Raw genomic sequence first — 25,841 nt, 5'->3', positions numbered from 1 at the left:
TGCTTTAAGAGTATAATATAGTAATTATGAAGATGACGTCTATACCTAAAATAGCAGTTTTTACCAAACAACTGGATAATTGGAATAGCGGATCTGGGCATCACCTTGATCAGATAATGCAAAGAATAGTTGATATAAATACTAAAGAAAAACTATTTCATATAACATTTATACATTATAAACCTAGTTCAAATCCTATATATAAAAAAGTGCGAGAACTTATTGTACCAAGAAATCCACTATTAAGCTCATTAATTTTAAAAAAAGAAGCCTTTGATCTGGTTCATTATACGCCACTTACGATATATGCACCAATATACGGTGTACCTAATAAAAAGGTTGCAACGATACATGGTGTAGAACAGTTATTAATACCGCAATTTTTTGGCCCAGTAGAAATGTTTCATGAACGATATTTAGTACCTCGCTTTGCAAGAAAAATGGATAGTATTTTTACAGTATCAAATACAACTAAAAAGTACTTAGTTGATAATTTTAAAGTTCCAAGCGAAAAAATTGTTGTTGCATATAATGGTATTAGTGATGTGTACAATCCAAAGAACACTAATAAGTGTGTTATTCTAGAAAAATATGGAATAAAATCACCCTATATTTATCATATTAGCCGTTTTTCTGAACGAAAAAATCCATGGGTTTTGCTAAAGGCCTTTAAACGTTTTATTGAACAAAACAATGGGCGCCCACATAAGCTGGTATGTGCAGGGAAAGGGTGGGATAATGATACTGTAAAAAAAGAAGCTATGGTTTTACAAATAGAAGATAGACTTATAACCCCAGGGTTCATTTCTGAACAAGATTCTGCTGAGCTCATGTCAGGGGCAGATCTCTTTATCTTTCCAAGTTTGGCTGAAGGTTTTGGGATACCAAATATAGAAGCTATGGCTTCTGGATGTCCTGTTGTTACCTCATCAGTCTTTGCAATTCCAGAAGTTGTTGATGATTGTGCATTATTAGTGAAAGATCCAAATGATGTAAAAGGTTTTGCAGAAGCAATGGGTAAAATTGTTGATGATGAAAAGTTTAGAAATTTATTAATTTCTAAAGGATTAGAAAGAGTTCGAAGTGGAATCTTTTCATGGGATAAAGCGGCAAGAGAATTGTTGAGTTTGTATAAAAGGATTTTAGAAGTTTAAATTTGGATTGCTTTTAGTAGGTCTGTCGCGGTAAATGGTTTTTAACTTGTCGATGACAATAGCTTCATCAAATTCTTTAATGGCGCGATGAATAGAAGCTTTGGAAAATTTAATATAAAGCTCTGAATTTTCCATTAGTAATTTTATTGCTTCAGCAAAAGCTTGATAATCATGTAATGGAATAAGATAACCAGTTTCATTATGCACAATTACTTCATCAGTTCCTACAACGTTAGTTGCAACACAGGGAAGCCCCATACACATAGATTCAATAAGTGCTCTAGGTTTTCCTTCTGCTGTGCTTGTTAATATAGAAATGTGACATTCCTGTAAAAAATGTATAATTTCTTGATGGTTTTTTAAACCTACAAAATTAATATAATGTTGGAGCCCTAAACTATCACGATAGTTAATTGCATCGGTTTCACCAATTTCACCAACACAAATAACTTTGAAAGCATGTTTTGTAATAACTTCACCATATTGTTTGGTAAGAATATTTTTTAAATAATATACTGTGTCAACAATCATTTTGTGATTTTTTTTGGGTTCTATTCTTGCTATACATATTATTAATACAGGTTTATCATGGTCAGTTTTCCATGTCGGTAAACTTTTTGGTGAATTAGGAATAGGAAAATTATTTAAATTAATGCCATTACCAATATTAATGAGCAATGCATGCTTGTCCATTTTAAATTTTTTAGCTTGTTGTAATTCAGTGTTATTTTGAAATAATAAAGAATCAGTATATTTTGATAAGTAACGCTCAATAAATAAAAAAAGATAGCTTTTTAAACCATATATGGTATTAAAATAAAAAGAATGAACTTGATAACAAACATATATTTTACTTTTATTAAGCATATTATAAATTCGACAGGCTATACGAGAAACAGCGCCAGCTTTAGAAGTATGAGCATGAACAATTATAGGTTTATATTTTTTTAATAATCTATAAAAAGTTATGATTTCTTTAATAGTGAAAATGGGGTTTAACCCCCTCGTCATAGAAAATTGAATATAAGGTATATTTTTTGAATAAAAATCTGCTGTAAATATATCATTTTTTGGACATATAATGTAATTAATAAATGAAGGATCCTGATTAATTACTTGAACACGATGTTCAAGTAATCGTTTCCCGCCTTGTGCAGTAGTTATGATATCAAATACTGTTATAGAAGACATTTATAAATACCTACTATTTTTTTTGATAAAATATTAACATCGTATTTTTCTGATACAAATTTATAACCATTTTTTCCCATAATCTCTCTTTGTTCTTTGTTAGTTAAAAGTAATCTTACTTTTTCTGCAATAGCGTTTGAGTTCTTTTCTGGAACCAAAAAGCCGGTAACTGAGTCAATAATTCCTTCTGGAATACCACCTGTTGTGGTTGCAATAACAGGAATTCCATATAATTGAGCTTCTTGAATTACTAATCCCTGTCCTTCTTCACTTCCATTTGTTGCACGTAGGGCCTACTGAAAATGTCTAAAAATGATATTTCAAAACTTTTTTACGTTAAAATGGGTTTAATTTAGTATACTAAAACTTTCAAATATGATTTATGAGGTTTAAAACCAAGTAAAAATAAAAAGCGCATAAAAAGATCCCTCAGGATTTTTTCACAGTTGGTCAGCAATACACATACCATAATTGCTGTTTCACTAGTTTCGCGTAATTTTTCATAGATTGTACCAAGACCAAACTTTCGTTTCATATATCCAAAGCCACCTTCAATCGCTTGTCGAATGGCTTCGTCAAGTCTTTGAATCTTTCGTAGCTGTCGTACTATCTTTTTATTCTCTAATGTTTCTTTAATCGGTCTGCCTAAGGGTGGTCCAGACAATCGTATTCCTCGAGCTTCACAATAGGCTCGGTTTGCTCGTGTCCGATATATTTTATCGGCATGCACCGATTCCGGATATCGACCACATCGCCTCTTATATTTTTCTATTTGTGTTGGCAAATCTTCTTGTTCGTTATAGGGTTCCCATTGTAATCGATCTATAAAAATCATCCCGTGTTCGGTCATCGATGCTGATAGTTTTGCTCCGAATTCAAAGGCCGCTTTTGCTTTACCTCGGGCTATTGGTCGTACATGGGGTTGACTGATACTGACGATTTTTCCCGATATCGAATGGGTCTTTCCCTTATACATCTGTACCTGTTGCCGGTAAACCTCATGTATCACGATAAGATCACGTCGCTGTTTTGCACTCAACGTTGTACTGGGAACCTTGTTTTGTAATTCATTGATAGTCCGTAAATTACGTCGTATGTATTGGAGTTGGGTCCGAATCGCTCTGCGTATTTCTTTTTTTGTTCTTCGTCGCCCTCGTATAAAATTGAGATATTTGATACGGGCCTGTTTTCTATAGGTTCGTGGTTTTATGGTGAGCTCACTCGCTTCATATAACGTATCAATTATCTTTTCTGTTTTCCTTCGCGCTTCATCCAATAAAGTGACATCATGGGGATGCCGGATATCCTGGGGGACGCACGTGGCATCTATAATGAGTTGCCCTCGATTTCCATGATCATGGTCATCCTTTTGGTTTTCTTTGTTCTGTTTTTTTTCAGATTCTGCTTCTACCTGTTCTTGATACCGTTTCGCTATCAACTCATTTATCTGTGCTATTGCATCAGGTCCAAGCCGTTTTCGAAAATGAACCATCATGCTTGGATCAAAGGGTTTTTCATCTTTGTAAGATTCATATCCTAAAAAATATTGCAGGTAATGGTTCTCTCGTATTGTTTCTACCGTTTCTTCATCTGTTAATTGTAATTTCTCTTTTATCAATAATGATCCCAAGGCGAGCCGTACGGTCTTGGCTGTTCTTCCAATTCGTTTTGAAAAACATTTTTTATATTCAGCTTCTATCTCTTCCCATGGAATAATTGCGGCTAATCGTACCCATCGATTATCTTCTCGTAAATGTCCTCCGAAGGGTACATAAAAGTCTTCAAACTCAGGTACCTGTTCCTTTTCCTTATACATCGTTACCCCATAGTAAAGTGCACGCTTTTTAAGGCCTTACCCCTTTCTTCCGTGCACTTCTTATTGAGATTATCTCTGTATTTGCTTCTTTTGTAAAGAGTTGTTTGTTTTTCAGGAAGCCCTAAGTATACTGGGGGCTATAAAAATAGAAGCAGATTTATATAGTTCTTCTATTTCTGTATCATTTTTTTCACCAAGAAGAAATACATTTTTATCTAAATATTGTTTTTTAATAAGATTTTTTAATAATTCTTTTCTTGACCCATTACCAACAATAAAATAGTTGATATTTGGAAAATCGTTTACAATATTCTCAATTGCATTAATAGCATACTCAAACCCTTTAACTTCTTCAAGTCGACCTACGGATAGAATAATATTTGCATCTTTTAATTTAAAATTAATACTATGATGTTTATTAATTAAAACACCTGCTGGAATTATATATATTTTTTCTTTAGGACAACCATGTTCACTAATATATTTTGCTGTAAAATTAGTACCAGCAGTAACAGCATCAACTCGAGAGAACATATAATTATAAACATTTTTACCATCTTTTTTAGGAAAAACAGTTATGTCTGATCCATGGAACGTAACAATAAGTCGATTTGTAAATCCACAATCTTTAAGAAATGCACCAATAAATCCATTTTGACCAAATTGGCAATGAATAATATCGTATTTTTTACCTTGAAAAGCATCAAGAAAATATAATGTTTTTAGATTTTTTGCAGCGCGTTGATATTTAATAAAATTAAAGGCACGTAAAGTGTTTTTTAAAGAATAAAACATATTTTTCAATAAAATCTTTGGTAATTTGTTAAGCCTTTCTTTTAAAGATCTAGGGATATTTACTTGATAAGTATATTTATCAAAATTATATTTATAATATAAATCATGAACTTGAGTGTCATTAGATTTAACAGAAGCATAAATATCGATATTAATATTTTCGTTAATTAAACCTGCAAATTGATTTAATAAAAACTTTTCTGATAAAGATGGGAAGGAATTGACAATAATTGCTATATTCATAAATTTTCCTTAAAAAATTCCGATAGCTTAAAACGACATATACCAATATGCCATGGTCTAAAAAGACCTTGTTGTCGAGAATAATAAATAAAAATATCGTTATTTTTTATAAAACCGGAAGCTCTATATGAATTATGTAGGACCATTTTAGGTGATAACGTCCAAGATATTAGATCATTACTTTTTGCTATATAAAGGGAATACTCTTTATTATTTCTATTATTCTTTACAGTGCATAATAACATGTAATATGAGTTATTTCCATAAATAATATCAATATGCCATGGGACAAGACCATTAAGATCTATACTAACAGGATAACGTTTATAAAAATCAAAATTTTCACCAGAGGTTTGCATAACATATTCAATACGATAAGGTGATACTGAACGATTTACAAAAAATATTTTATTAATCGTATCGTTTTGAGCTATAAATGAAGGAGAAAGCATAAAAAAATCATTTGGGTTTTTAAGATTGGCTGAATATATAATACGTGATGTCCATGTTATTCTGTCAAAGCTTTCTAATAATACCAAATTTTGAGCATTAGGTCTTAAAGTTTCTAAATAAAGAATATACCATTTACCATTTTTATAATATAAATCTGGATCATCATTATGATCATAAAAAGGGGGGGGGACAATAGGATTTATACCTTTTTGTTCTTCAAAGAAATGTAATCCATCATAAGATATAACTAAACAAGGGTTTTCATATTTATCAATAGAAAATGGATATGGTGTAAAGGCTAATATGAAAGGTATCTTTGCTTCGCTATCATATATAATATCAGGATGTACTGCTTGTTTAGATCCTTCAGGGGTTGGAATTAAAAGTTTAATTTGTTTATTGTATTCTAAAAGATCTATATCATGAGGAATATTTAGTGAGCTTAAAAATGAAAATAAAAGATTAATTTTTGTTAAAATATAAAATTTAAAAAAATAAGAAATATATTTATGAAATTTCATAAATCTATCCACCATTCTTAAATAATTTTCTTTTTTGGGTATTTATGAAACGAAATATATAAAAAATAATCTTATCTGGATGTAATAGTAGCTTTTTAATTCTCCAAGAAAGATTAGTTCTAGATGGTATATTTTTTAGAGGAATTTGCCAAGTTCTTCCATAAAGATTTCTCATTAATCTTTCAGGTTGTTTAGGTATTAAAAAATCATAACCTAAAAAATTAGTTATTTCAAAATCACTAAGAAATTTATAAGGAACAGTTGTTCTTTCATCAATAGCCCATTTTTTTCCAAATAGTCCCCATGTTTGAGTAACAAAAAAGATATCTACTTGTTCATCATTTCTAATAAATTGTAATAATCGACCAAATCGTTGACTATTAAATTCAAATCCATGTGATAGAAAAACAGGCAAAAGATCTATTACTTTATCAAAATCATTAATAAACACTCCCAAATCAGCATCATCGTCATGGGGTATAAAATTCTTTTCGCGAATAGCGCCTAATAATGTTCCGAAATGTAGAAAACATCTTATATTATTAGATACTAAAATATCTCGTATTATAACCATGTTTTCTAATAATTGTCGAGGATTTTGAATAGGTTTACATCTTGCCATAAAAAATTACACCTTTATATAAGATTTCATCACTTCTTCCCATTTTAATTCCCAATCAAAATGGAAAAATGGTAATCGTTGAGCACAAAGCCGGCGAATATAACGATAATATTCATTATCAGTAACGATTTTATATATTGTATCTGCAATGGCATACGAATCTGCTGGTGGAAATAAAAGTTCAGGATATTGTAACATTTCTGGTATTCCGCCAACAGAACTAGCTATAACAGGAATACCAGTATGTAAAGATTCTAAAACGGTATTAGGATAACTATCAAAAAGAGAGGGTATTACCATTAAGTCATTTTCTTTCAAATATGGAAAAGGATTATCTATTCGACCATAAAATTTCACAATATTTAAAAGATTGTTTTCTTTTAAATATGAAGTATGAGGCTCTAAATCACCAGGGCCAATTACATTTAAAGATAGATTATGCAATCCTTTATTATATAAAATAACTAATGCTTCTAGTAAATATTTTAAACCTTTTCGTGGGCCAGTAGTGCCAAGAAAGAGCAACTTTTCTACATGTGTACTGGTATTGATATTTTGATATTCCTGTGTATATCTAGGTAAACCTATATGTCCACCAATAACAAAAGACTTATTTCGAGCTGATTTATTTCTTGAAAGAAAATCTTCTTTATCATATATACTTTGAAATACAATTGCATTTGTAATACTGCTAATTATATGTTCATAAAAAGAGTATTTTATAAAATTTAAAACAAATTTAACTTGTTTTAAAGGTTTGCCATTATGTTCTTTTATATATTGCAGAGCTTCTTGAACAGTATTGCTTCGATGTCCATAAAGAATATTTGCATTCAAAATTTTTTTAAGATAATGTGACGCAAAAATATTAGTTTCACTAAAAATAAGTATCCAATCTGTATCAACGCATTGTTGTAAGATTGCTTTTTTATTACGTTGCAAAACTTTTTTAAAAATAAGAGAAACAGGAAAGCGTTGCCCTTGTTTATATTGTACCTCTATGGGTATAAAACGTACATATTTAAAAGGAAAAGTGAAATCTTTATTTACAATTATCGTTACATTATTTCCTTTTGAAGCAAGACCTTCCATTAGTTCAATATATCGTCTGTGTCCACCAGTTCGTATCTCTTTATAGAGGTAAAGTCCAACAATGTTTAATTTATTCATTTAAAATACCTATACTGTTTTAGCCTTTGGAAATTTTATATAGATAAGTATCCTAATCTATCAACAACTAAATATATAAAAGATTTAAATAACCTATCGAGCTGAATACTTTTGCTTTATCAAAAATACTGGCGCTGGCTTGAAAAAGCTGAAAGATTATTTTTACACAAAAGACATGACCGATCTTTAATTGTAATAATGATATAGATTATACATTTTATTAAAAAGCTTAATTTAATAATTTTATGATATAATGAAATGTAAATATGTCGAGAGTCCTATAAATTATTATAACCTAGTGACACGTTTTAGCGAAGTAATAATAATACTAAAAAATATTTTAAAATAAAGTTTTATATTTAATAAAGTTAATAATCTTGCAATTGGAAAATGTTTATGAATATATCGATCAACTATGATAATTGATTTTAGGTCAAACTTTTCTAAATAGCTTAAAATATCATTATAATATTTTTTTTTAATATTTTTATTAAGCCATCTATTGAAATTATAATTTTTCTTTATATTAACTTTTATATAGTTGTAAATATTAACTATAAGGTTGTAATTATTAATAGTGTCAATAATATTCTTATTTGTAGAAATATTATTTGCATGGCTTCGCCAAGCAGCTGTTTTGCATTCTATTCTAATAATATATTTGTTTACTATTAAACGATATAATGAGTCTAAATCAGTACTAATAATGTCTTGATTATAAAAGCCAATTTGTAAAGCATAATCCTTTTTATATAAGGATGTGACATGATATATTCTAAACGGTGGTTTTGGTAATAATAAAATATATTCATTACCAGAATATAAATATGGTTTTGTATTAATAGCATTTGATGACAAATAATCTGTATGTTTAGAATTATGTTTGCAAATATGTCTGTTACTACTTATCAATACTATATTATCATCGTTAAAAGAATTTAATGCATTAACTGCAGAACTTAGATATGTATTATCAGTGAGAAAATCATCACCATCTAAATTTAAAACCCATTCACCATTAGTTAAGTTATATAAAGCATTATGATAATTTTTCACTCTTCCTAAGTTTGATGAATATTTATAATATTTGATGCGTGGATCAGTAAATGAATTGACAATTTTTTTTGTATTATCTGTAGAACAATCATCAGCAATTATTATTTCAAAATTATCATAATCTTGCATTAAAACACTTTCGATAGCATCAGATATTAAATATTCTTGATTGTATGTAGGAATTATAATTGAAATTAATGGTTTTTTATTCATTATTTATTACTCTTTTCTAAATATCAAATTAATGGATCGAATAAATTCATATTCTTCATTTCGAACAAAATTTCTATAATATTCATATTTATTAATAATATTATTATAATTATCAAAACAATGTTTTATTGTATTGATAATTTGATTTATATTTTCTTTTTTATCATTAAATTTAAATGAACTTGGTATAGGCACATCTTTATAATTTCCGGCAGAGCCGCGAGTACCTGTTATTACACAACAATACATGATAGCTGCTTCTCTTGGTAGTCTGTCTTTACCTGGATGATTGCCAAAATCAATATAAACCTTAGCCCTTTTTAATAATTCAATAACATCATCTCTTTTCATATTAATTATTGGTATAAATTGAATACCATTGGCCCTCTTAATTAAATAATTAGTAAATTTTAATCCTTTCTTAGGATTATAAACAACTATATTTTCCTTTTTTCTTATATCAACACTTATTTTAAAAAAAGAATCGTTAATATATTCAGATAGATAAAATACATCTCTATGTAAAACAGAAGTTAAATAATCTAACCCTCTAAATGAATTCGTTAAAACAAATTCTGAATATTTAATTATTATATCATTCTGAATATTTATTTTTTTTAAATGTCTTTTTCTTAATAATGTAATATCAAATAATTCGTTTTTAGTAATAGAATTTATTTTATTTTTTATTCTAGTAATAAGATCCAATTTTTTTAATCTTGAAATATAATAATTGTCAATACTTAAAAACCACATTGCTTTTCTTATATGTTTATATAACAATGGAACAGCAATGTATTTATACGATTCTGGAAATATTAATAAATTATTTCCATTGTCAATGATTTGATTTGTAAAAGGTACAGCATATTGTAAGTAATCAGGATGAATAGGATTATTAGTATAGCATGGGTAATAATACATGAAAGTATTTATACCACGTTTTATTAAATGGTATGCTAGTTGGTGTAATAATTCTGGCCCACCTGTTGCAGTAGAGGCAGGACAAACAATATAGACAATGGTATCTTTGTATATCTTAATCATAATGTTATAAATAATAATTAATTCCAAAATAAATATGAAAATTTGAAATATCAGTATTATCAAAATAATATAAAAGATTATTAATATTTACAATATCAAAACCAATATTCAGTAAAGTGTTTTTGTCAATATAAATACTAGAATTAAAACCATAAATAAAATATGTTTTCCATGAATTAAATTTAATTGATGCATCTTCTTTATTTTCAGTTCCAATTGTATCTTTATATATATAATTATTATCTGGATTAAAACGGTGTATATATACTTTAGTCATCCCTTTAGGATAAAAAATACTATAACTAACATATTGGCTGTTACCCCCCGGTGAATACCCATTGCTTAAGATTTGACCTCTATTCGTATAGCCCTGTGTTACTTGATGATGAAAATAAAATGAGTAGGGCCATTGGAACTGGAAATCCTGGGACATCTCAAGACTATTAATTTCAATATTTAATTTCCCATAAATCTTTTCAGAGGGGAAAAAATCAAGCAGTTTTTGTAAACCTACCGTATATCCAATCGAATGGAATGGATATACAATAAAACCTGCACCTGAATAGTCATCCTTCGCAATTTCTCCATATAGCTCTAAGCCGACTTCAGTAAAAAGCCAGCTAAAGGCTAACGAGGCTTTCTGATCTTCACCTGCATCGGCAACACCTACATAGGTATTTGCCTTTGCTGGTAGTATATATCGTAGGTTTTCCAACTTCCACTTAACTAAGCAGGTGCGGTTTGCACTTAAAGTTAAACCAGGAATAAATGAGGGAGAAAACGCAAGAGAAAGACCGTGAAGCATGTTATGGTCGTTACTGGAATCGTTATCAAAATAATCGGATTCAGTAAGATATCCCGTCCATATTCTAGCTTCGATGTCTCCAAGATAATAGTTCCATACTGGTATATTAAATGGTGATTTCCGTAGTCCTAAGTCTACTTTGGGGTAGGGGGCTGCATTATTAGAATGTAAAATTGGATTAAGATAGGCTGGTCCTAACCAGATATTCTGAGTGCCAAATCCAACTGTCCAATTATGAAGGGTGTATCTAATTTCACTATCACCAAAGCCCCAATCAAAGAAAGCAGAATCACCGAATCGTTGTGGATTATCGATACCTACATTAGGTCCATATCCCCAAAAATAACCATACTCACTGTCTGTATTTGAAGGTAAGGTATCAAAGGGTAAATTCTGGCTATATACGACTTCTGGCTTAAAGGTGATTTCAAAACCATACCCCTCTATTCGTATTCCTCCAGAAAGGCTTGTATTTAAACCCTTCCCTTGCCAGAGTAAACTATCATTCTGACCAAAAGGAACAGCGCTGTTATAGGAAGAATAAAGGGAAGGTCCATATATACGATAGCTTATATAATCATTGATTTGTTGCTTTTTGCCGAGATTATTATTATACCAAATATCGCTACTCACATTGCTTGTATCCCACACAGAATCGGAAAGGGTTCGGTAATTTAACGTTGGCCTTTGTATTACACCGTTTAACGCAAGAGTATCATAATATTCTTCTTGTATGCTTTTTAATACTTCTTGAGCAAATAGTATAGATTGTAAAGAAATAAAACATAATAATAAAAAAATAATTTTTGCCTTTTTAATATTCATAAAAACTCCTACTAAGTATAGTATTATTATTTATCAAATAATTCATGGTACGTTCCAAATCTATTTAATTTACCATGAGATAATTCAAAAATAACATCGCAATTCTTCAGTGTTGAAATACGATGGGCAATTAAAATAATAGTTTTTTTACCTGCTAAGTTATCAATCGCATTCATAACATCGGTTTCAGTTTTATTATCTAACGCACTGGTCGCTTCATCCATTACAAGTACTGATGGATTGTTGTATAAAGCCCGTGCAATGCCGATCCTTTGTCGTTGTCCACCAGAGAGGCAGATGCCTTGCTCACCAATTTTTGTTTCGTATTTATCTTCAAGTTCTTGTTCTATAAATTGATCTATCTGAGCCATTTTTGCAGCTCTTTGGACAGCTTCAATATCTATCTGGTTCTCCGGGATCCCAAAGGCTATGTTAGATTTTATAGATGAATTGGATAAAAAAATATTCTGCGGAACATAACCAATATTTTTTTGCCATAAATTTCTATTATGATCAGTAATAATAACGTCATCTATAGCTAGTGTCCCTGAGTCGGGTATGAGAAGACCTAAAATAATATCTACTATTGTTGTTTTTCCTGATCCTGTTTGTCCACAAAAACCAACCAGCGAGTTTGCTTTAATTTCTAAAGAAATATCTTTAATGGCAGGTTGTTTTTTATTAGGGTAAGTAAATATAATATGAGAAAGGGTAATCTTCTTTGTGAAAGGCAATGTATCAGATTGAGGTAATGGCAATGGCTGCGCGTGTACTTTAATAGCGAACTCTTTAATAATTGATTCAGTACCATGAGAACTGTATTTTATCTTCGTTAAAGAACGGAAGAATTGTTGCATAGTTGGCATCAGTCGATAACCAGCATATGCATAGACACTTATTGAAGTAATAGCCTCAGAGAATCCCCTTTCTGATTGAAGAATAACATACATGATATAAAAAATAATTGCAGATACCCCAACAATTTCTAAAACATATTTTGGTAGGACTCCAATTACTTCTTCTGATGCGACATTTAAAGAGAGTCTCTTTGAAATTGGTTTAAATTCATTGAGGAATATTATCTCATTTCCGGAAATTTTAACTTGTTTTATACCCCAAAATGCTTCGTTTACTATTCTATTGCGTTCAGTATTCAGATAAAACCTGGCTTTTCCGAGTTGATTTACTTTTCGTTTTGAGCTTAAAAAAATTAATGAATAGACAAAAGTAATGAAAATAAATATTAAAAGTGTACTTACAGGATTAATTATGAATAAAAATATCCCAATTAATACCATTTGAATGCTATAGGTTAATAGATTAACCATTTGCATTATAGTGCCATTTATAATTTGTTCAATTTCAGAATTTATATTCTTGGAAAATTCATAACTATTTTTACCAAGAAAAAAAACATATTTTTGGCCAAGATAATAGCGAAATAAATCTAAAGATAGATTATGTCTACAACCCTGGCTAAAACGAACCTGAATATACATGAGGATTGCACTAAATGCATTTCTTATAACCATAAAAAAGAACATTAACAAACCGAGAGCTATAAGAAAATGTTTTTCAGAAGTAAAATGCAAATATGTATAGATACAACGAAGGTACTGATTAGTATGAATAATGTCAGGATTTGATGCAACAGAAATAAAGGGCATAATAGAACTTACCCCAACTATTTCTAATATGCCCATTACTATCGAACCAAACATTACAATAATGAGTTTTCTTCTATCTTTTTTATTTAATAAATTGAAGATGTTGTTAATATGATGTAAAGGAATGCTTTTTCTCAAAAGACGCCTCTTTTTTTAGGTTACTCATTGTTGAGTGGTTTATTATTTCCCAACGGCAACATACATAAATCCTTTTTCTTCAACTTCTTTACGTTTATAGACATTTCGAAGATCAAAAAAATAGGGCGCACGAAGCAGGCTCCGAACCCGGTCTAAATCAAGATTACGGAACTGATTCCATTCGGTTAGGATAACGAGCGCATCAGATCCTTGTAAAGCTTCATATTCATCATTGGTATACACTATACTGTTTTTAATGGACTCAAGCCGCCATTGAGCTTCCTTAATGGCCGCAGGATCAAAGGCCCGGAGTTGAGCACCCCGTTGTACCAGTCCTTCACAGATGGTAATGGCCGGTGATTCTCGCATATCATCAGTATTCGGTTTAAAGGCAAGACCCAAAATAGCAATAGTTTTTCCTTTTAACGAACCTGGACCACCAAGGCCCATTTCTATTTTATGTACCATGCGCTGTTTTTGCCGTTCATTGGCCATTATGGTGGTTTCCACAAGACTTAAAGGTTCACCATAATCACGTCCGATCCGGGCCATCGCCTGGGTGTCCTTGGGAAAGCAGGATCCACCATAACCAGGTCCTGGGTGTAAAAACTTCGCGCCAATTCGGCCATCCCGTCCCATAGCTTTAGCTACATCCTGTACATTGGCACCAACCTTTTCGCAGAGGTTAGCTACCTCATTAATAAAGGTGATTTTTACTGCTAAGAAGGCGTTACTCGCATATTTAATCATTTCAGCGGTTTCAAGATTAGTTTCGATATATGGCGTTTCATTAAGGTAGAGGGCTCGATACACATCCTTCATTATTTCCCGTGCCCGTTCACTTTCTGCGCCAATTACTACCCGGTCTGGATGGGTAAAATCCTGGACCGCAGAACCTTCCCGCAAGAATTCTGGATTAGACACCACATCAAAGCTAAGGTGTGCTGCGTCTCCACCCCTTTTCCCCAGTTCTTCAGTAATCCATCCCATAACTTTGCGAGCTGTCCCAACAGGGACAGTACTTTTATCAACCACGACAGTGTATTTATTCATAGCACGAGCTATTTCACGGGCTACCTGTTCAACATAACGAAGATCTGCACTTCCATCATCTGCTGGAGGGGTCCCTACTGCGATAAATGCAACATCATTGTGTTGAACCGCTGAAGCCAGATCGGTAGTAAAAACTAGGCGGCCAGCCTTTACAGTACGCGCTACCACATCATCCAGACCAGGTTCAAATATTGGTATAATACCCTTTTTAAGGGCTTCGATTTTTTCTGTATTATTATCTACACAGGTAACATGGTTACCAAAGTCTGCTAGGCAGGCCCCGGAAACGAGACCTACGTAGCCAGTGCCAATGACTGCAATTTTTGCCATTTTATACTCCTCAAAAAAGGTTAATAGATTTTACAATTAATAATGATGTCCTAAACCAATAAATATTTCACGGTTATCACCATTAGGTAAGGATTTTAGGCGTACTGCTTCTCTCAGATTAAAGCCCACACTTATCCGCAAATAAAAACTGCGAATAAAGAGTGGAAAGGTAACTACTTCGATCCCACTGGTAATAAGCATGTCATCGAAGGTAAAGCTTCGGTCGTGAATCGAATCTTTAACCATAGCCATATCAATAAAAGGTGTCCATTGTTGTTCAATGTCAAAAATACGTAATTTTTTTGATTTAAACCATTCTGAAGGCATAAACAATATCACACGAATTGGTAGATCTAGATTTGTATATAAACCATATTCAGTAGTAACGGCACTATCTAGAATACCACGCAAAGGTAAGCCACCCTTATCATCTGCTTCATCAAAATAATAGTATCCTTGTACTCTTCCAGAGAGCTCAAAGGTGTTAATTAATGGATAATGGCCTATTAATTCTGCATGGATCGATTTATTCCAAGTTGTTTTATAAAAGTTATAATCATTGGTATTTGTTAGATGTACATCAATACCTCGTCTGAAATTACGAATCCAATCAACTCTGCCAAAACTAATAGTTTGTTCTATAGTTCCTATAGGTCCCCCCCTTTCTTCGCCAATTTCACCAAAGGGCCGATAGTTTTGCTTTATTTGTAATGAGGGGATGTATAAAACTTTACTAAATCCATCAATTTGTATCGGGGTTGGTATAGACCAGTCGAGACGCATCCAATTGCTGAGATACCAGTAATCTTGGTACCGGTCACCGTATTCTGCTTTATATTTATCCTCATTTTCCTCATTTATTGATACACCCTGATACGCGGATAAGGTTAATGTGGTAAATTGAATTGGCAAGGAAAGACTTAAGCCCGTTTTATTTTCATACTCAAAACCATATTTATCGGTGTAACCAAAATAATGGTCAAAATCGAAATTCCAGTCTAGATTCCATGCTTTAAATGGAAAATTGGAATCTATATCAATAAAAAAAGCCCCCTTATCAAAGGCTCGATCATTCAATGGCTGGCGATCTATCGTGTATCCAATATCAATTTTTAAGGGTTGCATGGTGCCGAGAAAATTATAATCGCGGCCTTTTGCACTGATTTCTAAACCATTGCTAGAATCGTATTTAAAATAGGGTAGGGCAATAATATTCCATGTGTCGGTTGTTATAACCGTGAGATCTACTGGGATCCGCCCATCTGTATCTGGATCACCTAGTGTATATTGTATATTGGCTTCTGCAAGAACTCGATTGTTAAGTAATAGCTGTGTCTTAGCTTTAATATATTGTTCAAGAGCCGTATTGTTAACAATAACCTCACCTTCTTTTAATTCTGCAGCATTTTGTAGAGCATAGGCTTTCGTAATACCTGTTATTTGATATGTTATAGAATGTATATAATACGGAGCATCTGTAGATTCTGCAAAAAGGTTATCAAGAAAAATAAATAGAGTGAAAATTAAAAATAAGATCCACGAATTTTGTAAATGTTTCTGCATGTTATGTGTTTAACTCCTTGCATTATAGTATTGTAGAAACCACTATATCGATTTCATTAGAAGAGATAGATCGTATTGTTGCACTTTCTTCTGTCGGAATAATAAAACGGAGCTGTCCGTCTTTCTTTTTTTTATCTGAATACATTGCTTGCATTATTGCTTCAGGGTTATAGTTGGGTGTTGGATAAGTGGGTGTTGTACAATATCCAAACTGTCTTAATATGCTGTTTATTTGTTCTTTACGTTGTGTTGGGGTAATACCTAATTTTGCTCCTAAATCACAGGCTCTGCTCAATCCCCATGCGATGGCTTCACCGTGACTAACATTGCCAAGTCCAGCAACAGCTTCAAGCGCATGCCCATAGGTATGTCCAAGATTCAGCAGAGCCCGTTGAGTACCTCGTTCTTCTGGATCCGATTCTACGATCTTTCCTTTTGAGGAAATACAACGATAAAGGAGTTCTTGAAACCAATCCTGGTTTAAATAACGTTCTTTTTGCTCTTGATTGTAAAAATCGATGAGGTGGTCGTGTAGTATAGTAAGGATAGAAGTATCAGCAATAATACCAGTTTTTATAATTTCTGCAAAACCGGACTTCCATTCTGTACAGGGTAAACTACACAAAACTGAAAGGGGCATATAAATTTCTTCCGCAGGATAAAAGGCGCCTACAAGATTTTTAATTCCCAAAAAATCAAAACCTGTTTTTCCTCCGACCGAAGCATCCACCATACCTAAGACTGTAGTTGAAATAAGGCGGATCCCAATTCCCCGCATGTAAATGGCAGCCGCAAAGGCTGCTAAATCCGTTACTACACCACCACCAACACCTATAAAAAGACCATCTCTACCAATACCTGCCCGAACAGCGCTTTCGATGATTTGTTCAATTGATTGCCAGTTTTTTGCCTTTTCTCCACTTGGAAGGACGCAACGTTGAACTTTTTCACTTCCACGTATAGAATTTACAATATGTAGGGTGTTTGCATCACAAATAAAAAGACATTGGGACAAGGAAAAACCAAAACAGAGCCGTTCAAGATCTGGTAGTGAAAAACCTAAGATGACAGTACTTGTAACATCGTTAAAAATAAATGTATGTACTATTTGATTATTCAAAGGACTCCCCTGGATTTGCAAGTAATGAAAAAAGGTAGAGCTGATTAGAATTATGAGTATCTAATGGTTTTTCATAGGATTCGGAAAAAATGATAAAATAATCGTGCAATAAGAGTGGTTGAGCCGTTTCTAATTCAATAACCTTTAAAAAGGTAAGACCATGACGCATACAACTATGCTCAACAATAAAATCAAGATCACTAACGCCAATTAAAACAACGGTTGTACAACCCCGACATTTTGCTTTGTTAATTGCCAGGTCTAAACCATCTCGGTACAAAACAATATTACGAATGGTTCTTTTAAAATACCGATAGCTTCTACGGGCAATTTCATTAACTCCGTCGGGAGTAATAGCATAGTGGATATTGCGACTATTAATTTTTTTAATCGTAATCCAGCCTTTTTGGGTTAATCTTTTAAGAATTGCATTGGTCATACCTAGAGATGTTCCAGTACTTTGGGCAATATCCCGTTGCTTAACAGCATTAGTCTGCCGACTAGAATCATAAATAGTTTCAAGAATGGCTAGTTCAGGATCAATATATTCAATATTCATGGATCGATAATAAAGCTGCTGTTGTATCATCAGACTATAAGTGATGATCTTAAGAAAAATGAGACAACGTGATAAGATATCCAAATGATGTGCGGCCGAAACACGCTACACATTGGTTATCCCTATGATGTTCAACGATTGAACAATATATCATAGGTGGTACCCATAATCAAGCCTATTTATCACCTAAAATGATAGTATTTTTAGACAATATTGTATAATGATGCTTTCATTGATCGAATAATTGAATGTTGTAGGTAATTATTATCTAGAATTTTTTCAGTAATAAATGATGAATATTCATAGATTAAAGTATCAGCTATCTTTTCATCGAGGGGAATACTTTGTCCTACAAGATGAGTCTCCATATCTTTAAACCGAAGGATTATTGAACCAACAAAAATAATACGGAGATCTGTTATTATATCTTTTTCTATGCTGCAAAGTAATAAAAATGTGCCTCCATTTGGATCGTCTCTATTAATATTTCCTATTTTTTTATGAAACATATAGGTCCATTGAGTTAAGGGGATTCGTATTCTACTAATAAGGGCTTGCTCTTCTTGTAAGAGCTGGGGTCCAGAGACAACAAATTTGCTAGCAGAAATCCACCGAGAATTGGAAGCGGATTTTAATTCATATGTGGCATCCTGGGCTATCAAGATTGAATGGATATCTGAATATCGATGACTACTCATAATGGCCCCTCCGATGCTTGCAAGATTTCTCAGGCGTGGGTTGCCGATGGAATTGATGATAGCAACTAATGGTTCTGGTACAATTTTCCCTATTCTCGGTATATCAGATAGACAAATTGCAGCTCCAATTTCAAGATGTCGTTCTGTGCGGTTTATTTTTTGTAATTCCTCTACCTTATCTAGCGAAATGAGATTTTGGGGTAATGCAAATATGCGGTTTCTTTGCCGCCTTAGCAGGTCAGTACCACCAGAACATAATACCGCATCAGGGAATCGATTCCAAAATTGAAATAATTCTGCAAGATTATAGGGACTAAATACCTGATTATGTGGTAGATTATATTGATCTTCCATAGATCCTTCTTTGACGTATCCCAGAAATCGTTTTAATCGTGAATAATAATTGATGAGGATCAATACAACGGCATTGAATATCGGAAAAGGCTATTTGAATATATTCTGGTTCGGGGCGCAGATTCTGTGAAAGCAGGGCCTCAATACCCAGGATAACCGATGTATTACAAAATTGACAGGGACTCCATCCCGATTGATGAAAACCGGTAACAATATCTTGATATTCAATCGTTTGCATAAAACCTTCTATGGTTATCACTTCGCTCCCTTTTACCTTAAAAGCAGGAATAAGACATGCAGGAACGATGCGCCCATTAAAGATAACCGAGCAGGCTCCGCAAATGCCGCTTCGGCAATCTGCCCTGGTACCACTTAATTTAAAATTGTCCCTTAGTATATCGACAAGACGTTTATCAACTGAACATTGGGCTACCACATCTTCTCCATTCAAAATAAAAGGAATCGTCATGTAAGTTCCTCTCTGCTTTGAAGAGCTTGTTCAATATCCAAAGAACGAATGGGTAATGTACGCATGGATTTTCCAATTGCCTGTGAGACTGCCTGAGCAAAAGCTCCTGGTATGAGTGTAAAGGGAAGTTCTCCAATGCCTTTAGGGTGCTCGCTGTCATTCCAAAGGAACTCCACAGAAACCGGAGGCGGATTATATTGTAATTGGATGGAATGCAATTCCATAACTTCCGGTGGAATAAGGCCATTCTCATAGGATAGATTGTCGCCGCATGCCCATTGTAATGCCTGAAGACTTGCGAGCTGTATCGATCTACGGGCTCTTTGTTCTGAGAGTATTTTCCCACCATCAACGATAAGCCAGATCCCCCGAGTTTGAGGTCTCAATGTAATCGGTTCTATCTCTACTTCCACTACAGCGGATCCCCAACTTAACATGGTAAAGGGAAGTCCATCTTTCATTGCTTTGGTAGGACGAAATTGTCGTTTTACTGTTATTGGCAAGGGATCTCTAAACCGTTGTTTACGAATTGCTTCACAAGCCCGCTGTACCAATTTGGTAATAATCGTGGTATTTCTCGATAAGCATGAAGGTCCCGAATCGGGAACCTGATCAGTACGGATAGGAGCAAATTCTATAGTGGAAGCCGGTATACCAAGAATATCCTCTGCAATGGCTGCCCATATCGATTGTGTTTCTTCGCTAGATATGATAGCGCTAGTTTTTATAACAAGGGAACCGCTTTTCTCAAGGGTAACTTCAATACCGAAATTTCCCTTATCTGCACCTTCAAAAAGAAGACCATTTCCTTGATAACCTAAGCTGACTCCAATACCTCGTAAAGATTTTTCGATAGGGAATTTATGTAAACTGCGATGATATCTGCTGAGTAATTCATAACTTGACCATTTGCGGTTAAAATCACTCATGGCGGCTACCGAATCAAGCAGTACTTCAGAAGGTACAGCATCCCGTATAGGAATACCAGCAATAAGGGTGTCCCCCTTGCAAAGGGCATTTTTTTTCCGCCATTCCAAAGGATTGATTTGCAGGCGATCTGTTATTGACCAGATATGACTTTCTATTGCAAAATTTGCCTGAGAAAAACCGAACCCTGCTAAGGGCCCCGCTGGAGGCAGATTGCTGTGCACCGCATAAGCCTCCAGTTTATAATGAGGACAACGATAGGCGCCCATGGTTCCAAGACTCAGGCGTCCTATAAATTCCTCAGCGAAAGGACCATTTGATCCCATATTTACAATGGGACGGCTTTCGAGAGCAATTAGTTCACCCTCTTTTCCTGTTGCTGTCCTGAGGACAATCTTTGATGCGGGGCGTTTGGGACTATATTGAAAATCTTCAATGCGGCTTAGGAGTACCTTAACTGGTTTTTTACAAATATATGTTGCAAGGCCTGCAAAACAAGCGATAAGGGATGGATACCATAGTTTTCCATCCAGATGGGTACCTAATACAGTAGGTTCAACAATAATGTCATTTTCCGAGACCCCTAACATGGTTGCAACAGCCTGACGGACATGATATGGCCACTGGGTAGCGGTACGAATAATCATCTTGTCATAGCTATAGCTTGCAAGGGCTCCATGGCATTCTGGGTACCAGTGTTCTTGGATTGCTGTACTATAGGTTCCTTCTGTAATGAGGCTTTTCCTCTTAAAAAAGGTATCAATATCTTTATTTGGTATGCTCTTTTTGGCTATAATCCGATCGGATGTAAAGATTGAACAGTCGAATTGGGGAACTTCTTCTTCTGCAATAATTTCAGTTGATCGGAGTATGTCTTCCAGTTTATTGCGGTCAGGCCCGACTAGTAATGCTACCGGTTCACCAATATAGGTTATTGTTGATGAAGCAAAAATTGGAAGGCGAGTAGCATTAAAAGTAAGGTATGGTATACCGGGGATATCACGGGCGGTAATCAGGGTATAAGAACTAGATAGTTTTGGTGTATTGATCCGAATCAGGGTCCCCGAGGCAACCGGTGAACGGAGTATGTAACCATAGAGCATACCCTGCAAGATGAGTTCTTCTATTGTCCCCACTCTGTGTATTTGTTCCACCCAGTTATCCTTTTAATATTTTTACTGTTTCAACTACTCCATCAACAACTCGCTGAATCTGTTCTCTGGTCATTCCAGGCCATATCGGTATGGAAATGGATCGGGAAAATATATCAAGGGCTTGGGGAAAATCCTGTTCATCAAGATTATAGAGGGAACGGTAATAAGGCATGGTATGAAGGGGTATAAAATGTACCGAGACACCAATACCAAGGGCTTGCAGATGTTCAATAAACTGGTTCCGGACTGTTTTTCCCCAGGATCCTGCAAGTCGGATGGGGTAGAGATGCCAGGCATTTTCCGGCCCTGTAGGCGGAAGCAGTAATCCATGAGTAGAGCGAAAAGCCTGAGTATAGGTGTGAGCGATAGCCCTGCGCATTTCAAGCAGTTCCATTGCACGGCTCAGCTGAACCCGGCCAAGAGCGGCAAGCACATCCGGCAAATTATATTTATATCCTGGGGCTACGACTGCATATTTCCAGCTGGCTCTGGTATCCGTATACCGGTTCCATATAGACCGGTCGATACCATGGGATCTCATGATGGAAATCCTCCGGGCTATAGTTTTATCCCTGGTAAGAATCATGCCACCTTCTCCGGTGGTAATGGTTTTGGTCGCGTAAAAGGAAAAAACCCCGATATCACCTAATAAACCAACCCAACGGCCATCGGCAAGTTGAGATGGAAAGGCATGGGCCGCATCTTCAATAACCCTGGCATTATAGGTCCGGGCCAGGTTCATGATGGCATCCATATCGCAGGAGAGTCCTGCCACATGAACAGGGATAATTGCTTTAACCTGACCCCGGGGGCCAAAACCTTCCTCCGGGTCATTGGTGCCGGGCCGGGGCGGGTAGGCGGGGCGGCCCCGGGCAAGCCGTTCAAAAGTTTGCTCGAGAGCCTGTACATCCATGAGATAGCTATTAGGAGCCACATCGACAAATACCACATGGGCACCAAGATAACGAACCACTTCTGCAGTGGCCGTAAAGGTGTAGGTCGATGTGATGACGATATCCCCGGGGCCGACCCCGCAGGCTTCCAGGGCTAGATGCAGGCCGCTTGTGGCTGAGTTAACGGCTAATGCAGTGAGGTCCTGGTATGCTGACATTGCAGGGGCAGGATTGGTGGTTGTGTTACGTCGAAAAAAATCCGCAAATTCTTTTTCAAACTGTAGCGCTTCAGAGCCAGTGGTAAGCCAACCAGATCGGAGCACCCTGAGAACTGCTGCTTCTTCTTCTGCACCGATAAAGGGTCGGGCAAAGGGTATAGGTTCAATTGTTTTGTTCATGTTCGGGAATGATAACCGTCGGAATAAAGTCGTGCAAGAGCCGTCTTAAAAGAACCTTGTCGCGATACAGATTTGCTTTTGCTGGATCGAAACGGCAGATTGGTCTGATACTTTCCAGAAGTTTCGGCAGGTCGAGCAGGGGCGCTTCCTTTCGTTCTACACGACGAATCCGGGGATACTCAGTTTCCACAGGAATTTCGTTTTCACTCCAGAGTCGTTCATCAAGCCGTTCCCCTGGCCTCAGTCCGATATACTCAATTTTTATTTCCCGATCCGGTTCAAATCCATAGAATCGTATCATTTGCTCCGCCAATTCCCGGATCTTTATTGGTTCTCCCATATCAAGGAGGTACAGTTTACCGTTTTCGCCAACCCCTCCTGCCTTCAGTACGAGGGAACATGCTTCAGGTATGGTCATAAACCAGCGCCGAGCCTCAGGGTGGGTAACGGTAACAGGGCCGCCTTTTTCGATCTGTTTCTGGAAGAGGGGCATGATAGAGCCTCGGGAACCCAGTACATTACCAAAACGAACCACCATAAAATGGGCTCCCCCTTCCTGGGAAGCGGAGAGTACCAATTGTTCACAGAGCATTTTGGAAGCGCCATATACTGAGACAGGATCAACCGCTTTATCGGTCGAAATGAGTACAAAACGTTTAACTTTGTAGTGACCTGCAGCCTTTACCAGGTTTTCCGTACCGAATACATTATTTTCAATTGCTGCTACAGGATTTTCTTCCATCATGGGGACATGTTTATAAGCGGCGGCATGGAAAATAACATCAACCTTGAGTTTCCCGATGATGTAATTCACATAGGCTTCATCCTTTAGATCACCGATGATTGGTACTATGGTGGCCTTTTCACCAACCCCTTCTTCCTGGAGCAGTCTGAGCTCACGATCAATTTGATAGATAGAATTTTCTCCATGGCCGAAGAGATATAAACGTTGAGCGCCGCCGGATAGAAGCTGACGGCACAATTCACTACCGATAGAACCTCCTGCTCCTGTCACGAGGACCCGTTTGCCCCTGAGATAGGTAAGGCTCTCTTTCAAGCCTATAGCTACTGGGGTTCTCCCTAGAAGGTCCTGTGGATCGATGGACCGGGTCTGGATAAGGTGGGCATCCCCTTCGATGATCTGGGAAATTCCCGGCAATATGCGGATCTTTTCAAAGCCAGCCTTTTTTAAAATGTTATAGAGTTCCCGTAAGTATTCCCGGCTTGCGCTGGGAATGGCGATGATAGCCTCATCAGCGGGATTCATTCGCAAGAGGCGGGCTACATCCTTAATGGGGCCTAAAACGGGTATCCCTTCGATACTGTGGCCAATTTTGGCCGGGTCATCATCGAGAAATGCTACAACCTCACCAAAAATTCCCTTGGCTTTAATTTCCCGTGCCAGGGTCTGTCCGGCAAAACCTGCGCCAATGATATACAAACGGGCTGATTTAAAGGATGTCATCCATCTTTTGCGAAAGGCTCAAGGGTATGTATACCTTAATCTGACGACTTGGTGATAAACTCAAAGGCCAGGTCAATCGTAAAAGGTGCATTGTCCAGATCGAGCCGAATCTTCGCCCTCCCTTTTCTTTTATCGACCTTTATGATATTTCCCTCGAGTCCTTTTAGTGGTCCCTCCTGCACAATAATGCGGTCCTGCTCATCAAAATATACTTTAGACTTTTCTGCAACTGAACCATATTTAAGAAAATGAGTCACAATTTCAAGATCATGTCCAGAGAGGGCCCTCACATCCTGGTTGCTTTTTAAAAAACGGAAAAAACCATCAGTTTTACGAAGGGCCCAATAAAGGGAAGATTGTAAATTTGTTCCAGTTTCGAGAAAAATATAACCAGGAAAGATGGGGGCCAGCTCCTGTTGAACCTTGCCACCACGACGTATGGGTAATCGCCGCTGGAGAAAATGCAAGCGTATATCCGCCTCGGGATGTTTAATTTTAAATAGATTGATGTATTTTTCTTCCGAACCAGTTTTAACTTGTAGTGCGTAATATTCCATATGATCGTACCTATACCATATCATAGCCTTTGTTCTAGCACAATGGAATAAGAATATCTTTCAGTCCCTTATTTACTATTCCGATATTGTAAATAAGGGGCACTTACAGAATGAAACGTATATTTATATTGTTAATTTTTATAACGATAATCGGTTTTGATTTGCAAGCTGAAACAATTTTCGTTTCCTTGCTTGAACAAACCCCTGATATGAAACTATATAAATTTGAATCTTCATCAGCATGGGAATCTGGAGTGCTGGATGCTCTCTTTGATATGGGGATTATTGTTAGTAATACTCCGATAGAAAACACGTCATCATTCAATATAAAAGAAACGCTACAATTAGCTAGGCAAGGTGGAGCCGATTCTGTTTTAGTGGCACAATTAACATATGCTGCTATACCTAATAAGACTTCTCAAAAGAGAGCTACTCCTGAGGTTGTTCACTTTTACCTCTATTCTGTTAAAACGGATCAGTTAATTAAACAATATATGTATACCTCTTCTATTCAGACAGAAAATCCAGAACAGGATAAAGAAGTTGCTAAGAAGCAGACTCAACTTTTTATAAATAATAATTGAT

22 protein-coding genes and 1 pseudogene are annotated in these 25,841 nt (G+C 35.3%); 2 read left to right on the top strand and 21 right to left on the bottom strand.

Features of this window, described 5'->3' with window-relative positions:
* Window positions 1–26: 26 nt before the first annotated feature.
* Window positions 27–1,154, top strand: coding sequence for a glycosyltransferase family 4 protein (locus SPICA_RS07455; protein WP_013968919.1), 1,128 nt, complete (start codon window positions 27–29; stop codon window positions 1,152–1,154).
* On the opposite strand, the gene SPICA_RS07450 is transcribed toward SPICA_RS07455, so the two are convergent.
* The 21 genes and pseudogenes from SPICA_RS07450 to loaP all read right to left on the bottom strand — a co-directional run bounded on the left by SPICA_RS07450 (window position 1,143) and on the right by loaP (window position 25,256).
* A complete protein-coding gene (locus SPICA_RS07450) occupies window positions 1,143–2,345 on the bottom strand; it encodes a glycosyltransferase (protein ID WP_013968918.1) in 1,203 nt (400 codons plus the stop codon). The two genes, SPICA_RS07455 and SPICA_RS07450, sit on opposite strands and share 12 nt — an antisense overlap.
* A pseudogene (locus tag SPICA_RS15875) lies at window positions 2,333–2,602 on the bottom strand (glycosyltransferase); the annotation flags it as partial. The pseudogene SPICA_RS15875 and the gene SPICA_RS07450, both read right to left, overlap by 13 nt.
* Before the next feature lie 95 nt (window positions 2,603–2,697).
* A complete protein-coding gene (locus SPICA_RS07445) occupies window positions 2,698–4,161 on the bottom strand; it encodes an IS5 family transposase (RefSeq protein WP_013967564.1) in 1,464 nt (487 codons plus the stop codon).
* 111 nt (window positions 4,162–4,272) lie between these two features.
* The gene (locus SPICA_RS07440) at window positions 4,273–5,199 is read right to left on the bottom strand and encodes a glycosyltransferase (protein WP_041396177.1); all 927 of its coding nucleotides are present in this window, start codon (window positions 5,197–5,199) and stop codon (window positions 4,273–4,275) included.
* Window positions 5,196–6,173, bottom strand: a complete 978-nt coding sequence (locus SPICA_RS07435) for a glycoside hydrolase family protein (RefSeq protein WP_013968917.1) — start codon at window positions 6,171–6,173, stop codon at window positions 5,196–5,198. Before SPICA_RS07435 ends, SPICA_RS07440 begins: the two co-directional genes overlap by 4 nt.
* Before the next feature lie 4 nt (window positions 6,174–6,177).
* Entirely contained in the window at window positions 6,178–6,795 is a 618-nt protein-coding gene (locus SPICA_RS07430) for a LicD family protein (protein WP_013968916.1), read from the bottom strand.
* 6 nt (window positions 6,796–6,801) lie between these two features.
* Entirely contained in the window at window positions 6,802–7,965 is a 1,164-nt protein-coding gene (locus SPICA_RS07425; RefSeq protein ID WP_013968915.1) for a glycosyltransferase family 4 protein, read from the bottom strand.
* A 288-nt stretch (window positions 7,966–8,253) separates the two neighbouring features.
* The gene (locus SPICA_RS14810; protein ID WP_013968914.1) at window positions 8,254–9,234 is read right to left on the bottom strand and encodes a glycosyltransferase family 2 protein; all 981 of its coding nucleotides are present in this window, start codon (window positions 9,232–9,234) and stop codon (window positions 8,254–8,256) included.
* Window positions 9,235–9,240: 6 nt separating this feature from the next.
* A complete protein-coding gene (locus SPICA_RS07415) occupies window positions 9,241–10,281 on the bottom strand; it encodes a hypothetical protein (protein WP_013968913.1) in 1,041 nt (346 codons plus the stop codon).
* A 4-nt stretch (window positions 10,282–10,285) separates the two neighbouring features.
* Window positions 10,286–11,911 carry a capsule assembly Wzi family protein gene (locus SPICA_RS07410; protein ID WP_013968912.1) on the bottom strand — a complete coding sequence of 542 codons (1,626 nt, stop codon included), beginning with the start codon at window positions 11,909–11,911 and terminating at the stop codon, window positions 10,286–10,288.
* Between the two features lie 26 nt (window positions 11,912–11,937).
* Window positions 11,938–13,716, bottom strand: a complete 1,779-nt coding sequence (locus tag SPICA_RS07405; RefSeq protein ID WP_013968911.1) for an ABC transporter ATP-binding protein — start codon at window positions 13,714–13,716, stop codon at window positions 11,938–11,940.
* A 42-nt stretch (window positions 13,717–13,758) separates the two neighbouring features.
* A complete protein-coding gene (locus SPICA_RS07400) occupies window positions 13,759–15,099 on the bottom strand; it encodes a UDP-glucose dehydrogenase family protein (protein WP_013968910.1) in 1,341 nt (446 codons plus the stop codon).
* Between the two features lie 36 nt (window positions 15,100–15,135).
* Window positions 15,136–16,662 (bottom strand): BamA/TamA family outer membrane protein, encoded by a 1,527-nt coding sequence (locus tag SPICA_RS07395; RefSeq protein WP_013968909.1) that lies wholly within the window; start codon window positions 16,660–16,662, stop codon window positions 15,136–15,138.
* Window positions 16,663–16,684: 22 nt separating this feature from the next.
* Window positions 16,685–17,782, bottom strand: coding sequence for a 3-dehydroquinate synthase (locus tag SPICA_RS07390; protein ID WP_013968908.1), 1,098 nt, complete (start codon window positions 17,780–17,782; stop codon window positions 16,685–16,687).
* Entirely contained in the window at window positions 17,775–18,371 is a 597-nt protein-coding gene (locus SPICA_RS07385) for a winged helix-turn-helix transcriptional regulator (protein ID WP_013968907.1), read from the bottom strand. The genes SPICA_RS07390 and SPICA_RS07385 overlap by 8 nt, the downstream gene beginning before the upstream one ends.
* Before the next feature lie 173 nt (window positions 18,372–18,544).
* Window positions 18,545–19,393, bottom strand: coding sequence for an FAD binding domain-containing protein (locus tag SPICA_RS07380; RefSeq protein WP_013968906.1), 849 nt, complete (start codon window positions 19,391–19,393; stop codon window positions 18,545–18,547).
* Window positions 19,377–19,862 carry a (2Fe-2S)-binding protein gene (locus tag SPICA_RS07375; protein ID WP_013968905.1) on the bottom strand — a complete coding sequence of 162 codons (486 nt, stop codon included), beginning with the start codon at window positions 19,860–19,862 and terminating at the stop codon, window positions 19,377–19,379. The genes SPICA_RS07380 and SPICA_RS07375 overlap by 17 nt, the downstream gene beginning before the upstream one ends.
* Window positions 19,859–21,943 (bottom strand): xanthine dehydrogenase family protein molybdopterin-binding subunit, encoded by a 2,085-nt coding sequence (locus SPICA_RS07370; protein WP_013968904.1) that lies wholly within the window; start codon window positions 21,941–21,943, stop codon window positions 19,859–19,861. The genes SPICA_RS07375 and SPICA_RS07370 overlap by 4 nt, the downstream gene beginning before the upstream one ends.
* Before the next feature lie 4 nt (window positions 21,944–21,947).
* On the bottom strand, window positions 21,948–23,234 hold the full coding sequence (locus tag SPICA_RS07365; protein WP_013968903.1) for a DegT/DnrJ/EryC1/StrS family aminotransferase: 1,287 nt from the start codon (window positions 23,232–23,234) through the stop codon (window positions 21,948–21,950).
* Complete coding sequence (locus SPICA_RS07360; protein WP_013968902.1) at window positions 23,218–24,699, bottom strand: polysaccharide biosynthesis protein; 1,482 nt, start codon at window positions 24,697–24,699, stop codon at window positions 23,218–23,220. Before SPICA_RS07360 ends, SPICA_RS07365 begins: the two co-directional genes overlap by 17 nt.
* Before the next feature lie 35 nt (window positions 24,700–24,734).
* A complete protein-coding gene (gene loaP / locus SPICA_RS07355) occupies window positions 24,735–25,256 on the bottom strand; it encodes an antiterminator LoaP (protein WP_013968901.1) in 522 nt (173 codons plus the stop codon).
* 110 nt (window positions 25,257–25,366) lie between these two features.
* On the opposite strand from loaP, the gene SPICA_RS07350 reads away from it, so the two are divergent.
* On the top strand, window positions 25,367–25,840 hold the full coding sequence (locus SPICA_RS07350; protein WP_013968900.1) for a hypothetical protein: 474 nt from the start codon (window positions 25,367–25,369) through the stop codon (window positions 25,838–25,840).
* Window position 25,841 lies beyond the last annotated feature (1 nt).

It is taken from the genome of Gracilinema caldarium DSM 7334 (assembly GCF_000219725.1).
GTDB classification, from domain to species: Bacteria; Spirochaetota; Spirochaetia; order Treponematales; family Breznakiellaceae; genus Gracilinema; species Gracilinema caldarium.
The sequence above is the reverse complement of the archived record's forward strand: the minus strand, read 5'-3'. Positions and strand labels throughout refer to the sequence as shown.

What these genes read in the sequence shown, in the direction of transcription:
- SPICA_RS07450 (WP_013968918.1), bottom strand. Translation starts at nt 2,345, where the DNA reads ATGTCTTCTATAACAGTATTTGATATCATAACTACTGCACAAGGCGGG.
- SPICA_RS07350 (WP_013968900.1), top strand. Translation starts at nt 25,367, where the DNA reads ATGAAACGTATATTTATATTGTTAATTTTTATAACGATAATCGGTTTT.
- SPICA_RS07380 (WP_013968906.1), bottom strand. Translation starts at nt 19,393, where the DNA reads ATGGAAGATCAATATAATCTACCACATAATCAGGTATTTAGTCCCTAT.
- SPICA_RS07445 (WP_013967564.1), bottom strand. Translation starts at nt 4,161, where the DNA reads ATGTATAAGGAAAAGGAACAGGTACCTGAGTTTGAAGACTTTTATGTA.
- SPICA_RS07440 (WP_041396177.1), bottom strand. Translation starts at nt 5,199, where the DNA reads ATGAATATAGCAATTATTGTCAATTCCTTCCCATCTTTATCAGAAAAG.
- SPICA_RS07410 (WP_013968912.1), bottom strand. Translation starts at nt 11,911, where the DNA reads ATGAATATTAAAAAGGCAAAAATTATTTTTTTATTATTATGTTTTATT.
- SPICA_RS14810 (WP_013968914.1), bottom strand. Translation starts at nt 9,234, where the DNA reads ATGAATAAAAAACCATTAATTTCAATTATAATTCCTACATACAATCAA.
- loaP (WP_013968901.1), bottom strand. Translation starts at nt 25,256, where the DNA reads ATGGAATATTACGCACTACAAGTTAAAACTGGTTCGGAAGAAAAATAC.
- SPICA_RS07395 (WP_013968909.1), bottom strand. Translation starts at nt 16,662, where the DNA reads ATGCAGAAACATTTACAAAATTCGTGGATCTTATTTTTAATTTTCACT.
- SPICA_RS07360 (WP_013968902.1), bottom strand. Translation starts at nt 24,699, where the DNA reads ATGACATCCTTTAAATCAGCCCGTTTGTATATCATTGGCGCAGGTTTT.
- SPICA_RS07430 (WP_013968916.1), bottom strand. Translation starts at nt 6,795, where the DNA reads ATGGCAAGATGTAAACCTATTCAAAATCCTCGACAATTATTAGAAAAC.
- SPICA_RS07385 (WP_013968907.1), bottom strand. Translation starts at nt 18,371, where the DNA reads ATGATACAACAGCAGCTTTATTATCGATCCATGAATATTGAATATATT.
- SPICA_RS07365 (WP_013968903.1), bottom strand. Translation starts at nt 23,234, where the DNA reads ATGAACAAAACAATTGAACCTATACCCTTTGCCCGACCCTTTATCGGT.
- SPICA_RS07375 (WP_013968905.1), bottom strand. Translation starts at nt 19,862, where the DNA reads ATGACGATTCCTTTTATTTTGAATGGAGAAGATGTGGTAGCCCAATGT.
- SPICA_RS07425 (WP_013968915.1), bottom strand. Translation starts at nt 7,965, where the DNA reads ATGAATAAATTAAACATTGTTGGACTTTACCTCTATAAAGAGATACGA.
- SPICA_RS07435 (WP_013968917.1), bottom strand. Translation starts at nt 6,173, where the DNA reads ATGAAATTTCATAAATATATTTCTTATTTTTTTAAATTTTATATTTTA.
- SPICA_RS07455 (WP_013968919.1), top strand. Translation starts at nt 27, where the DNA reads ATGAAGATGACGTCTATACCTAAAATAGCAGTTTTTACCAAACAACTG.
- SPICA_RS07415 (WP_013968913.1), bottom strand. Translation starts at nt 10,281, where the DNA reads ATGATTAAGATATACAAAGATACCATTGTCTATATTGTTTGTCCTGCC.
- SPICA_RS07400 (WP_013968910.1), bottom strand. Translation starts at nt 15,099, where the DNA reads ATGGCAAAAATTGCAGTCATTGGCACTGGCTACGTAGGTCTCGTTTCC.